General features: G+C 65.8%; 8 protein-coding genes. All 8 read left to right on the top strand.

The genetic code is table 11. The annotated features are described in order from the left end of the window. The first annotated feature begins 6,214 nt into the window (after positions 1-6,214). The 8 genes from ASD86_RS24350 (at position 6,215) to ASD86_RS24315 (ending at position 13,467) form a co-directional block, all read left to right on the top strand. Entirely contained in the window at positions 6,215-6,793 is a 579-nt protein-coding gene (locus tag ASD86_RS24350; protein ID WP_056116941.1) for a hypothetical protein, read from the top strand. 6 nt (positions 6,794-6,799) lie between these two features. Next, positions 6,800-7,183, top strand: a complete 384-nt coding sequence (locus ASD86_RS24345) for a hypothetical protein (RefSeq protein WP_056116939.1) — start codon at positions 6,800-6,802, stop codon at positions 7,181-7,183. A gap of 200 nt (positions 7,184-7,383) precedes the next feature. Continuing rightward, positions 7,384-8,517, top strand: a complete 1,134-nt coding sequence (locus ASD86_RS24340; RefSeq protein WP_056116937.1) for a tetratricopeptide repeat protein — start codon at positions 7,384-7,386, stop codon at positions 8,515-8,517. A gap of 19 nt (positions 8,518-8,536) precedes the next feature. Further along, the gene (locus tag ASD86_RS24335) at positions 8,537-8,800 is read left to right on the top strand and encodes a flagellar biosynthetic protein FliQ (protein WP_036101654.1); all 264 of its coding nucleotides are present in this window, start codon (positions 8,537-8,539) and stop codon (positions 8,798-8,800) included. 2 nt (positions 8,801-8,802) lie between these two features. Continuing rightward, positions 8,803-9,585, top strand: a complete 783-nt coding sequence (locus ASD86_RS24330) for a flagellar biosynthetic protein FliR (protein WP_056116934.1) — start codon at positions 8,803-8,805, stop codon at positions 9,583-9,585. Positions 9,586-9,587: 2 nt separating this feature from the next. Continuing rightward, a complete protein-coding gene (locus ASD86_RS24325; RefSeq protein WP_082578684.1) occupies positions 9,588-10,721 on the top strand; it encodes an EscU/YscU/HrcU family type III secretion system export apparatus switch protein in 1,134 nt (377 codons plus the stop codon). Continuing rightward, positions 10,718-12,784, top strand: a complete 2,067-nt coding sequence (locus ASD86_RS24320) for a flagellar biosynthesis protein FlhA (RefSeq protein WP_036101656.1) — start codon at positions 10,718-10,720, stop codon at positions 12,782-12,784. Before ASD86_RS24325 ends, ASD86_RS24320 begins: the two co-directional genes overlap by 4 nt. Before the next feature lie 11 nt (positions 12,785-12,795). Beyond that, positions 12,796-13,467, top strand: a complete 672-nt coding sequence (locus tag ASD86_RS24315) for a flagellar hook basal-body protein (RefSeq protein ID WP_056116932.1) — start codon at positions 12,796-12,798, stop codon at positions 13,465-13,467. Positions 13,468-13,471: the final 4 nt, after the last annotated feature.

Here is a 13,471-nt window from a genome sequence, read left to right as displayed (position 1 = left end):
CCGGCTGGCGCCGTCATAGCGCCGTTCGCTGACCAGATAGGTACTGGCGCTGTTCTGAGTCAGCGTGTAGCGCTCGCGACCGGCGGCGTCGTAGATATGGCGCACGACCGCGTCGGTGCTGGCGTTCTGTGCGGCGACGGCGGCGATGTCGGCAACCGTGGCGGTGCCGGCGGCCAGTTTGGTCCACAACGCGGCGTTGATCGTCGCGGCCTGGGCGTGGCGGCGCTCCACGATGACGCGGCCGGCGGCATCGTAGCTGCGCGTGCTGACGTAACCGGCGCTGTCGATGGTCGCGGCGATGCGACCAGCGCTGTCGTAGACCTGGTAGCTGCGCAGGTCGCGCGCGTCGCTGGCGATCGCCGCGGCGCGCGATCGCAGGGTCGCGTCGGCGACCGGATCGCCGGCGATCAGTTGCGCCTTGAGGGTCGCGTCGATGGTGATCGCACTGGCATAGGCGCGGGTGCCGACCGTGCGGCCGGCAGCGTCGTACAGCAATTCGACCACGGCGCCATAGGCATCGACGCTGAAATGCGTACGGCCGGCGCTGTCGTAAGTGGTGTAGCCGACCAGGTCGGTGGCGTTGTCGACCGGGGTGACGTCGACGACGTCCTGCGGCGAAGCGGTGCCGGCGGTGAGCTTGGCGCGGATGGTCGGATTGAGCTGGGCTGCGTGTGAGTAGCGCTTGTGCACGGTCTGGCGGCCGGCGGCGTCGTACACGTAAGAGACGACCGTGCCGGAGTTGTCGACCGTGGTGCGCAGTTCTCCGACGGTGGTGTAGACCTGATAGGTGATCAGGTCGCGTGTACGGTCGGTGGCGGAATCGTTGCGCAGCGCGTCGAGGTTGAAGTCGCTGACCTGCGATGTTCCGGCGAACATCTTTTCGAGCAATGGCGTGTTGAAGTTCGGCCACAGCGCGGCATAGCGGCGGATTACCGAGACTCGGCCACCGGCATCGTAAGAGAACTCCTGCAACTCGCTGGCGTTGTTGATCACCAGGCGCACGCGACCATCGCGGTCGTAAACCGTGAACGTGCCGGGGTCGAGCGGGTTCCAGGTAATACGCGCATCGAGCTCGGCGATAGTGGTGGTGTCGGCCAGGGTCGATGCATTGGTCGCAACAATGAAGGTGCGCGTGGCGACCACTCTGCCGGTAGTATCGAACCAGTTGCGCGTCATCACTCCGAGCGGATCGATCGAATAGATCATCCGATCGGCTTCGTCGTAATAGAACCGGGTGACGTTGCCGGTCGCGTCGGTGCGACGCACGACGTTGTCGTTGGCGTCGTAGGCGTAACTCGTGATCAGGTTCAGTCCAGCCGGATCGAGGCGTTCGGCGATACGGCGGCCGAGAANGTCGTAGTCGTACTGGATCGTGCGCGCCTGCGCGGTGCCGGCGCCTTCGGTGACCGTGATCTGCCGGCCCAGGGCGTCGTAGGTGTAGGCAGTGCGCAGGTTGAGGCCGGCCGGGTCCAATGCAACCTGAGTCAGACGGCCTTCGCGGTCGTAGCTGTAGGCCGTCTTGCGACCGCTGGCGTCGGTGACTTCGCTCTGGCGACCCTGGCCGTCATAGCGGTAGGTCGTGGTTAGGGCGAGACCCGCGGGGTCTTCGATCCGTTGCAGCAATCGGCCGACCGCGTCGTAGCGCAGTTCGACCCGGCGGCCGCTGCGATCGACGGTGGCGCTGAGCAGGCCACGCGCGTCGTACTCGTTCGAATCGGCGCGACCGAGCGCATCGGTGGTGCTCTTGAGGTTACCGTCGCGATCGTAGAGATAGCTGGTATTCGCGACCGTGCCGCCCGGCAACGGCGTGGCGACGTTGACCTGCTGGCCGTGGCGATTGAAGGTCGTGATCACCGTGACGCCTTCGGGCGTGGTGAGCGTGGTGGTGCGGTTGGCTGTGTCGTAGGCGCTGGTGGTGGTGCGGCCCATCGCGTCGGTGAAGCTGAGCACGCGGCCGTAGGCGTCGTAGCTGGTGCTGACCACTTCTTCGCGGTTGAGTACGGTCTGGCGCGCCGTGAGCTGGCGGCCGAGACGATCGTAGCTGTAGCTGGTCGCTATGCCACGCGCGTCGACCGCCGTGGTGATTCGACCGAAGGCGTCGTAGGTCCAGCTTTGCGAGCGCGCGACGGCGCTGCCGACGCCGTCGCGTCGCACGGTGGCCAGTCCGCGGCGGTCGTAGTCGGTTTCGCTGACTGACGCGACGGCCGTCCCGAATGCCGAGGTTTCGCGGATGCGTTCGCCGAAAGCATTGTACGCGTAGCGGGTCTGCACGCTCTCTGCGTTGACGCTGCCGACGATTTGGCCGCGATGGTTGTAGCTGACGCTGCGCCGGCTGTCGCTGGCGGCGACATAGGCCAAGGTGGTGATGGCGGTGGCGACGCTGTCGCGGCTGCCGGCGGTGCCCAGGGTGATGCGGCCGGTGTAAGCGGTGGTCTCGATCGCTTCGCCGAAGGCGTTGTAGCGGGTCTCGACGACCTCACCTTGCGCGTTGGCCACGCTGCTGGCATCGGCGACGCCCTTGACCACGAAGGTCGGGCGGCCGCTGGCGTCGTAGAAATACCAGGTCTTGTTGCCGGCCGCGTCGATACTTTCGATGCGTTGGCCGAGATTGTTGTAACTGTGGCGCACGCCATACTGGGCGAACAACGCATCGAGCTGCGCCTCGCTCATACCCGGCAGGATTCGCGCGGCGCCTTCGCCGTGCAGCTCGCCGATGAGTTCGCCGAACACGTTGTAACGCATGCGGCCTTCGCGCACGTCCGTGGTATCGGCGGCGACTTCGCTGCGGATCAGATTGCCCTCAGCGTCGTAGCTGTAGCGGGTGACGGTGCCTTCCGGGTTTTGTTCGGCGATCACCCGCCCCAGGCTGTCGAAGCTGCGACGCGACTCGCGCATCGCGCCGGCAGTGGCAGAAGCACGCAGCGTGGCCAAGGTTTCATTGCCGCTCAGGCCGCCTAGCTTGAGGGCGTAGGCCTTGGTCGAGACCTGCAGACGGCGTGCGTCGTGCACGAACTCGGTCAGATAGCCTTCGGCGTCGAGCGTCGCGACAAGGTTGCCGCGGCCGTCGTAGAACCAGCGCGTGGTCTGGTCGTTGCCAGAGGTTGCGGGACGCAGATCGTTCAACGCGCCGCTGGCCCGCTGCGCGGTCGGAGTCGCCGTGGCATAGGCGACGCTGCGGATGCGCCGACCGGCCAGGTCGTAACTGTGCTCGACCAGATAGCCCTCGGCATCCAGGCGCCCGGTCTCGCGACCTTGCGCATCGTAGAAATAGCGGGTGACCCGCGCGGTCGCCGCGGTGCCGGCGGCATCGGTGGTGCGCGTCTGCAGCAGACGGTTGGCGCCGTCGTAGCTGTAGGTGGTGATGGCGCCTTCGGCATCGGTCTGGGTGACGACGCGGCCCAGGGCGTCGTAGCTGGTCGAGGTGCTGCGATCGTCGGTGGAGTCGGCCGGGCGCGCGTCTTCGATCAGGTCGAATACGAAGATGCCGTTGATCAAGATGCCCGAGCGCGTCGCAGATAACAGACTCATCGTCTCGGTGCCGCCGCCGGGATTGCCCGGCCCATCCTCGCCACCTTCACCGCCGCTGCCTTCAGCCTGCGTCCATGACCCTGGATTTACTCGCGTCGCATAATGCTTGGTCGCGACCACCCGGCCCAGCGCATCGCGTACATATTCGGTAACCGCGCCGGTCTCGTCGACCTGGCCGGACAACTGCCCTTCGGCGTCGTAGAAGAAATAGGTGCGCGCGACGCCGCTGTTCTCGGACGCGCGCAGGCGGCCGGTGCTGTCGTAATAGTTGCGCGATTCACGCACGCCGCCCGCCGTGCCCGACAGCGCGCTCTCCTTGACGTAGATCAAGCGGCCGGCGGCGNCGCGCTGCTCGCTGCGGATGCGATCGTTGCCGGTGTTGCCGTCGCCGACCACGCCGCCTTCGATGATCGCGTGGGACAGGCGCAGCGAGTCCTGATAGACCCAGGTGCGTACCTGGATCGCCGTGCCTTTTTCGTAAACCGTCTCAGACACCATGCGCCCGAGACCATCGTAACGATACCAAGTCTGATAGCCGCCTTCAGGACTGGTATGGTTCTTGATAAAAACCCGGCCGCGTTCGTCGTAACGATAACCCTCAATCACATCGGCGTCGCTTTCGATGCCGTTGCCATTCGCATCGACGCTGGCGTAACTGCGGTCGCCGCGGGCCTCGACGCTGAAATAGCTGTAATCGGTGAGCGTGCTGTTGGCCTTGCGCGCTGTGGTCGCCCACGTGGCGAGCTCGGCGGTGGTGTAGGCGCCCGAATACGCGTCGCCGAGGTACTGACGCGACTTCGACATCCGGCCGATGCCGAGGCCGCTGGTGTAGTACTCGACTTCGCGCACCGCGCCGGCGGCGTCGACCGCGAAACGCAGCCGGTCCTGGGCATCGTAGAGATAGCGCGTGGTCAGGCCGCCGCTCGGCATCGCGCCGTCGGCGGCACCATCGCTGTCGAGCCCGATGTAGACGGTCTCGCTGGCCAACTGGTTGTTGCCGGTGTAGGTGCGCTGCACCGCGCGGGCGGTTGCATTGCTACCGGCCTGCACTCGATCCCATTGCCAGGTGACGTTGCCGTTGGCGTCATAGGCATAGTCGGTCTGGGCAAGCACGAGGCCGCCATTCTGGGTCGATACCCGAGTGACATTGCCGGCCGTGTCGTAGGCATACGCGGTGGTCTCGCGCAGGCCGTCGACCGCCGGTTGGCGAACTTCGGTCAGCTGGCCGGCGGCGTCGTAGACATAGGTCCAGGTCCGGCCGGACGAATCGGATACGCTGGTAGTGGTGGCGCTGTCGTAGCTGAAGGTCAGCGTTTCGCCGACACCGTCAGCATCGTCGCTGTTGCTGTCGCCTCGGGTGACAGTCTTGATCCGGCCTTGTGCGTCGTAGCTGTAGCTGGTGAGGCTGCCGTCGCTTTGTTCGACCCGCGAAATCAGCAGGCTGGTGGCGTCGGTATAGCTGTAGGTGGTCTTGAAAAGATAGCCGTCGTTGGACCCCGCTGCAGGGGTCCATTGATCGTGATCCGGCGTTGGAACGCCCGCGACCATCGTGCCCGGAGTAAGGTCGACGAGAACCGAGGCGAGCCGGCCGGCTGTGTCGTACTCGTACCAAGTCTGGCCTAACGTGACGTTGTAAGCCTTGCTGATGACGCTAGCAAGGCGCCCCTGCGCGTCGTAACCGAAGACGAAACTGCCCTGCTGCGCCGCCACCTGCGACACCCGCCCATTGGCGTCGTAACTCACATCCCAAGCCAGCGGCTGCGCCCCGTCCGTGCGCAGATCGCGCAACTGGGTCAGCCGGCCCTTCAGGGTCGCGCTGGCGTGGTCGGCGTAGCGCTCTTCCTGGCGGGTGCTGCCTTCGACGTAGCTCCAGGTCGAGCTGCCGGCGTCCCAGCTCAGACTGTCGTGCGCGCCTTCGCCGGTACTGGAGCTGTACACCCCCGCGCTGACGAACTTGAAGTCCTGGTACGAACCGTCGCCGGTATGCCGACGCATCACGCTGCCAGCGGTGTTGAACGTGCCCGAGAGCAATTCCACCCGACGCTCGAACCCGGTCAGCCAGGCATCGGCCCCGACCTGGGACAACTGCCCGCGGCTGTTGTAGGTGCGGTTGAAGCCGACCAGCATGCCGCGGAACAGGACTTGGTCGTCCTGGCTTTGCAGCAGCAGATTGCCGGTGGCGATGTTGACGTACTGGTTGTCGCGGCCCTGACCCAACCGCGCGCCACCGCCCAGACCGGTGCCGATCTGACTCGCCGAGCCGTTGAACAGGCCCAGACCGTTACCCGAAATCACTGCCGACATGCCGACTTCCCCAAGATGGTTCGATGATTCGCCGCTTTCTTGCAGCGGCCTATCTACCTATCCATGGGACGGGGAAAAGGTTTAGGTCGGATGAAGTGTTATTTCAGTCCTTATTTCTCGGCGGGATTGGGCTTCTAAATGGGATAATTGAGCTTGAGCGGGACCGGCCCGACACACCCCACCCCTGAATCGCCCCGCAGTACCCATGCGCATTGGCCCTAAACCGTTTGCCCCATGGTGCGGATACAAAGCTGTGGCCCGGGGCGCCATGCCGCATCCCCGATCCATCGCGGCACCGTCTAGTCTCCAATGGTGCCCCGGGCCACACTCAAGCATTGACCGCGCCGCGAAGGCGCATCCGATGTAAAGGCAGGTAAAGGCAATGAGTTACGACAAGCTGGACAACGAAGAACTGCTGCGCCTGGCGCTGGACGCGATCAACAACGGTCGCGACGCGGACTCGCTGGTGATGCTCAAGACCCTGCTCGAGCGCGATCCCAAGCACGTCTACGCGCAGTACCTGCTGGCCGCGCAGCACGCGCAACTGGGCATGTTCGAACGCGCCGAGGCCGGGTTCCGCGCCGCGGTCGCGGGCGCGCCGGATCTGGCGATCGCGCGTTTCCAGCTCGGCCAGTTGCTGGTGATGAAGGGCACTATCGAGGAAGCGACGCAGATGCTCGCGCCGCTCGCCGATCGCGGCGATGCCTTGGCCGCGTATGCGCGCGCGCTGGTCGCGGCCGCCAACGAGGACGCGCCGACCGCGGTGCGCGAGCTCGATCAGGGCCTGGCCCTTCCGCAGGAAATTCCCGCGCTGGCCGGCGACATGCAGCGTCTGCGCGATCGCCTGAGCGTGCAGGGCGCCGACATCGCCACGATGCAGGCCACCGAGGCGGCCCTGGCCGAGACCAATCCGATCGGCGCCAATCCGATGTTCCTGGCCAGTTACGGGCGCGAGCACTGATCGGCGATGTCGATCGACCGTCTATCGACGACCGCTTCGCTGATCGCCGCGCTGCGATCGGAACTGAGCCGCAAGACCGAACGCGTCGGCGGCAAGAACACGCCCGCCTCAGAGCAAACGCCGCCGCCGGTGCGCAGCGGCAAGCGCGACCTCGCCGCGCTGCGGCGCGATCTGGCCGAACTGCTCAAGGACGTGCCGGCCGGCGACGCCGAGGCCCTGGATGCGGCAAGGCCACGTGTGATTCGCACCATATTGCTATGGGAATTTGGCAGTGAGTTGCGCGAACACAGCCAATGGCAGCCGATGTTGGACTCACTGGTCGAAACCCTTCAGGCCGACGATTCCCACCGCCAAGCCATGGCGCGCTTGCTTTCCGAACTTCGCGTCTGAAACCGTGAGACGGGTTCGGTGCAATCTGTGTTGACAGACACGAATTTATCGAGTTAGCGTTCGCCACCGCCGATTTGCTGAATCAGTTATGTAACACGGCGGAAGCAGTATCGAGGCACAGGGGGTCGGCCATCGTCCATGGGGATGGGTGAGGGTCGATCGAAAATCAGCAGTTCGACGTTTGGAGACGACGTCAGGATATGGAACGCATGGACGTGCGGGTCACGCAGCTGCGTGGCTTTCTTGCAACAGATCCAACCAACATCAATCTCGCCTGCGACCTGGCCGACGCGTTATGCGCGCAGGCTGAGTACGCGCAGGCCGAAGCCGTGCTGCGTGGCTTGCCCGATGGCGAGACCGCGCCCGGGCCGGCGTTCCGCCTGGCCAGGATCGATCTGATCCACGGCCGCCATGCGCAGGCCGAGGCCGGTTATCGCGGCCTGGTCGAGCACGGTCACGACAACCTCGCGATCCGTCACGATCTGGCGTTCGCCCAGCTGTGCCAGCGTCATGTCGACGATGCCGCGGCCACGGTCGAGGCCGCGCTCGCGCGGTTCGAACCGGCGCCGGCGCTGTTCGTGCTCAAGGGCCGCATCGAGCTGATGCGCGAGCGTTACGACGACGCGGTCGCCGCGCTCGATCGCGCGCTGCAGCTCGATCCCGACGATGAAGCCGCGCAGGGCGTGCGTGCCCTGGCCTTGTTCGACGCCAGCCGTTTCGAAGAAGCCGCGATCGCCGCGCGCGACTGCCTGCTGCGCTATCCCGAACAACACGAAGCGCTGCTGGTCGCCGGCACCATGTCGTTGTGGCAGAGCGATCTGGACAGCGCGCAGGCGTTGTTCGAACGCGGCCTGCAGCGGCATCCGAATTCGGGCCGCGCGCTGTCGGGCTACGGCCAGTTGCAGATGCTGCGCAACGACTTGCCGGCCGCGCGCGATACCTTGCACCACGCGGTCGTGGCGATGCCCGATCACATCGGCACCTGGCATGCGCTGGCGTGGACGCAGTTGTTGCAGAACGATCGCGACGCGGCCGAAACCAGTTACCGCAAGGCCTACGAGCTCGATCGTAATTTCGGCGACACCCACGGCGGGCTCGCGCTGATCGACGCCTTGCGCGGCGATTACGACGCGGCCGAGCAGGGCATCAAGCGGGCGTTGCGCCTGGATCCGCAGGCGGTCACCGCGCGCTACGCCAAGACCCTGGTGCTCGAAGCGCGCGGGGAAAACGCCGCAGCCGATGCCTTGATGGGCGAGCTGATGCCGGGCAGTCCGCTGCCGGTGCATGAATTCGCCCAGCGATTGAAAGCCACCCTCGGAATCCAACCGCGCTAACCCCGCCCGGAGCAGTGCCATGGATTCCGATTTCGCGATCCGTCTGCTGACGGACACGCTGTTGGCGGCCGTCAAAATGTCGGCGCCGATCCTGCTGGCGACCCTGGTCGTCGGCCTGCTGATTTCGATCGTGCAGGTCGTCACCCAGGTCCAGGAAATGACTTTGACCTTCGTGCCCAAGCTGGGCGTGGTGGTCGTGGTCTGCCTGGGGCTGGGCAGCTGGATGCTGTCGGTCGCGATCGAACTGGCCAAGCGCATGTTCGAAGTGGCGGCGGGACTGTAGCGATGAACGCCACCACCGTGGATGGGCTGGAACGCTTCGTCGGCATGCTCGGCCTGGCCTTCCTGCGCTATCTGCCGCCGATCGCGCTGGCCTCGTTGTCGCCGTTGAACTGGGCGCCGCCGCTGGTGCGTATCGCCCTGGCGATGGCGTTGGCGTGGATGACGGTGCTGGCGATGCCGGTCGATGCGTGGAGCGTGATGCCGACCCAGGCCGGCGGCTGGATCGCGGCGGCCATCGTCGAATTGAGCATCGGTTTCGTGTTCGGCCTGGTGGTGATGATGCCGCAGGCCGCGCTGCATCTGTCGGGCTGGCTGGTCGACGTGCAGGCCGGTCTGAGCGCCGCGGCGATCTTCAACCCGGGCGGGCAGGGCGACATGCAGTCGATGATTGGCACCGCGCTGATGCTGCTGGCGACGGTGTTGTTCTTCACCCTGGACCTGCACCTTGAGCTGTATCGCGCGCTGGTTGCGAGTACTGCGGTGATGCCGGTGGGCGGCGCGGGGCTGCATCTGGACGTGGAAGCGTTTTTCGGACTGATCGGCAGCAGTTTCCTGCTGGCGCTGATGATCGTCGCGCCGGTGATGCTGGGGCTGTTCGCGGTCGACGTCGGCGTGGCTTACGCGACCCGCTCGATGCCGCAGGCCAATGTGTACTTCCTGATGCTGCCGCTGAAGATCGTGGTCGCGCTGCTGCTGTTGGTGGCGACCTTGCCGTTCGTGCCCGCGTTGATGGGGCGGCTGTTCCGCGATGCGTTCGCTCGCGCGCCGGCGATCCTGGGAGGCTGACCGTGTCGCAGGGCGATCAGGACAAGACCGAGCAACCGACCCCGTATCGGCTGGAGGAAGCGCGCAAGCGCGGCGAAGTGGCCAAGAGCCCCGACGTCGCCGGCGCGCTGGTGATGATCGTGTTCGCCGCGGTGATCGCGGTGACCGGTGCCGGCGTGGCCAGCGCCCTGGCGACCGCGACCCGGCGCATGCTGCAGTTGTCGGGCAATGCGCCGGCCTTGAACGGTTCGTTCTTCGACTGGGTGATGCGTTCGTATGCGCCGGTGTGGCAGGCGCTGACGCCCCTGGTGCTGGGGCTGTTGATCGCGGCGGTGGTGGCCAACGTGCTGCAGACCGGGCCGATGTTCACCACCCATCCGCTCAAGCCCGATTTCAAGCGCATGAACCCGGCCAACACGGTCAAGCGGATCTTCTCGATGCGCACGATCTGGGAGCTCGGCAAGCTGGTGGTCAAGTGCCTGATGCTGGCCGGCATCTGCGCCTTGTTCGTGTGGAAGGCGCGCGCGCTGGCCGAGGCCACCGCGATGACCCTGCCTCAGCGGCTGGGCTCGCTGGTGCTGTCGGGTTTCATCAAGACCTCGGTCTACGTGCTGCTGGTGATCGGGTTGGCGGCGCTGATCGACCTGATGTTCAGCCGGCGCGAATTCATGAAGCGCATGCGCATGAGCCGGCGCGAACTGCGCGACGAGGTCAAGCGCCGCGACGGCGATCCGGCGGTCAAGTCCAAGCAGAAACAGCAATTGCGCGATCTGCTCAAGAAGGCGCGCGCGCTGAGCAAGGTGCAGGAAGCCGACGTGATCCTGACCAACCCGACCCATGTCGCGGTGGCGCTGCGCTATCGCCCCGGCCAGATGCTGGCGCCGGTGGTGCTGGCCAAGGGCGCGGGCATGTTCAGTCAGCGCATCCGCGCGCTCGCCGCGCGTCACGGCATTCCGATCGTGCGGGTGCCGCCGCTGGCGCGCGCGCTGTACCAGGAGTGCGAAATCGACGGTCCGGTGCCTGAAGACCGCTACTCGCAACTGGCGCCGATCTACCGGCAGCTGTGGGCCGACAAGGCCGCGGCGAAAAACACATCGTCGAACCACGCCGCACCGAACCACGACCAACCGAACGAAGCGAAGGACGCGGCACCATGAAAGACCTGTTCGGCCAATTGTGGAGCGGCAAGCGCGACCTGGCCCTGATCGCGATGGTGATCGGCGTGCTGACCGTGCTGTTCGTGCCGGTGCCGGCGCCGATGCTCGATTTCCTGCTGGTGATCAACATCTCGATCGCGCTGCTGATCCTGCTGATCACGTTCTTCACCGAAACCCCGCTGAAGTTCTCGACCTTCCCGACCATCCTGCTGCTGTCGACCCTGTTGCGGCTGGCGCTCAACGTCTCGGCGACGCGTTTGATCCTGGAAGGCGCCGACGCGGGCCGCGTGATCAACGCGATCGGCGAGTTCGTGGTCGGCGGCAACTACATCGTCGGCATCGTGGTGTTCCTGATCCTGGTGGTGGTGCAGTACGTGGTGGTGACCAGCGGCGCGCAGCGCGTGGCCGAGGTCGCCGCGCGCTTCACCCTGGACAGCATGCCCGGCAAGCAGATGAGCATCGACGCCGACATGAACATGGGCCTGATCGACGAACACGAGGCCCGTCACCGCCGCGCGATGGTCGAGAAGGAAGCCAATTTCTACGGCGCGATGGACGGCGCGACCAAGTTCGTCAAGGGCGACGCGATCGCCGGCATCATCATCATCCTGACCAACATCGTCGGCGGCCTGGCGATCGGCATCGCCCAGCTCGGCCTGTCCTGGGGCGAGGCGGTGCAGCGCTTCACCCTGCTGACCATCGGCGACGGCATCGTCACCCAGATTCCGTCGCTGGTGATCGCGGTCGCCACCGGCATCATCATCACCCGCGCCGCGGCCGATGCGCAGCTGGGTTCGGAAATTCCCAAGCAGGTGCTCAACAACCCGCGCGCGTTGCTGATCGTCGCGATCTCGCTGTTCGCGGTGCTGCTGCTGCCGGGTTTTCCGAAGTTGCCGGTGCTGTTCGTGCTGATCGTGCTCAGCGCATTGATCTGGGTGGCGATGCGCGCGCAGCGCGCGGCCAAGGCCGAAGACGATCCCGACAACGTCGAAGCGTCCACCAGCGGCGGCGCGGCCAAGCCGGCCGACGAACTGCAGCAGTGGATGAAGATCGAACCGATCGAAGTGCGCCTGGGCAGCGAGCTGTCGACCGCGCTGATCGGCGCCAACAGCGATCTGGTCGAGCGCATCGCCAACCTGCGCAAGCAGTTCGCGCTCGACCTGGGCTTCGTCCTGCCCAAGGTTCAGACCAGCCAGCGCACCGAACTGGCGGCCAACCGTTACGAAATTCATTTCCAGGGCTGCCGGGTGGGGCAGGGCGAGTTGTCGGTCGACCGGGTGATGGCGATCAATCCCGGCGGCAATCGCGCCAAGCTCGAAGGCCCGGACACCCGCGATCCGGCCTACGGTTTGCCGGCGCAGTGGATCGCCAAGGACGCGCGCCAGTTCGCGCGCAGCGCCGGCTACACCCTGGTCGATCCCGACACGGTGCTGATGACCCATCTGAGCGAACTGGTCAAGCGCCAGGCCGCCGATCTGCTGACCCGCGCCGATACCGAGCGCCTGTTGCAGCGCGTGCGCGATCAGCACGGTTCGCTGATCGACGAACTGATCCCGAACGTGCTCAGTTTCTCCGACGTACAGAAGGTGTTGCAGTTGTTGCTGCGCGAGCAGGTCAGCATCCGCCACATCGAGGCGATCCTGGAAGTGCTGGTCGATGCCGGCAAGACCTTGAAGTCGCCCGATGACCTGGCCGAACGCGTGCGCGAACGGCTCGGGCCGATGATCTGCCAGGGCCTGCGCGACGCGCAGGGCGACCTGCATGTGCTCACGCTCGCGCCGGAACTCGAACGCAGCCTGATGGCTAATGCGCGTCCCGGCGATTTCAAGGGCGGACTGTTCAACGAAGTCGGCCAGCTCGACGGTTTCATGAAAAACCTCGGGCGCCAGGCCGAATCGATGATGGGCCGCAATCTCAGCCCGGTCGTGCTGTGCCCCTCGCCGGTGCGGCGTTCGCTGCGCGCCTTGCTGCACCGTTCGATGCCTTACGTCGCCGTGCTGGGTCTCAACGAGATTCCCGCGACCACCTCGGTGCGTTCCTTCGCCGCCATCCAGGCCAACTGAGCGATCCCGCCATGACCGACACCTTGCAAGCCATCGCCCGCGCCTTGAGCACCGACGTGCAGACCTTGGGCACGATCAGCCACAACGTCGCCAACATGAACACCCCGGGCTATCGCGGCGTGCGCGCGGTGCCGGAGTTCAGTCAGCAAGCGCTGCTGCGCACTTCGCTGGACCAGACCGACGGCAGCGTGATGCAGACCGCGCGCAAGCTCGATCTGGCGCTGCAAGGCCCCGGCTTCTTCGTGGTCGAACGCGAGGGCGAGCCGCTGCTGGTACGTTCGGGTGCGTTCCGGGTTGATGCGCAGGGGCAACTGGTGACCGCCAACGGCGACATCGTGCGCGGTCCGAACGCGCCGATCGGAACCGATCTCGATCCCTTGCGTGTGGACGCCGACGGCGCGTTGTGGAACGGCACCCAAAGCCTGGGGCAACTCGAACTGATCACCGTCGCCGACGCAGGCGCGCTGCGTCCGGCGGGCGGCGGTGCGTACCGCTACGAAGGCGAGCAGGGCGAATGGAGCGGCCAAGTGATCCAGGGCGCGCTCGAGGCCGCCAACATCGACGCGGCCGGCGAAACCATCCGCCTGATGGAAACCACGCGCCACGCCGAATCGGTGCAGCGCGCGATCTCGATCTACGACAAAGCCATGGACACCGGCATCAACCGTCTCGGCGACAACTGAATCA

It is taken from the genome of Lysobacter sp. Root690, from assembly GCF_001427785.1.
Classification (GTDB): Bacteria; Pseudomonadota; Gammaproteobacteria; order Xanthomonadales; family Xanthomonadaceae; genus Lysobacter.
The sequence above is the reverse complement of the archived record's forward strand: the minus strand, read 5'-3'. Positions and strand labels throughout refer to the sequence as shown.

Bases quoted from the DNA above. Each gene is read 5' to 3' on its own strand.
- ASD86_RS24350 (WP_056116941.1), top strand. From the start codon at position 6,215: ATGAGTTACGACAAGCTGGACAACGAAGAACTGCTGCGCCTGGCGCTG.
- ASD86_RS24345 (WP_056116939.1), top strand. From the start codon at position 6,800: ATGTCGATCGACCGTCTATCGACGACCGCTTCGCTGATCGCCGCGCTG.
- ASD86_RS24340 (WP_056116937.1), top strand. From the start codon at position 7,384: ATGGAACGCATGGACGTGCGGGTCACGCAGCTGCGTGGCTTTCTTGCA.
- ASD86_RS24335 (WP_036101654.1), top strand. From the start codon at position 8,537: ATGGATTCCGATTTCGCGATCCGTCTGCTGACGGACACGCTGTTGGCG.
- ASD86_RS24330 (WP_056116934.1), top strand. From the start codon at position 8,803: ATGAACGCCACCACCGTGGATGGGCTGGAACGCTTCGTCGGCATGCTC.
- ASD86_RS24320 (WP_036101656.1), top strand. From the start codon at position 10,718: ATGAAAGACCTGTTCGGCCAATTGTGGAGCGGCAAGCGCGACCTGGCC.
- ASD86_RS24315 (WP_056116932.1), top strand. From the start codon at position 12,796: ATGACCGACACCTTGCAAGCCATCGCCCGCGCCTTGAGCACCGACGTG.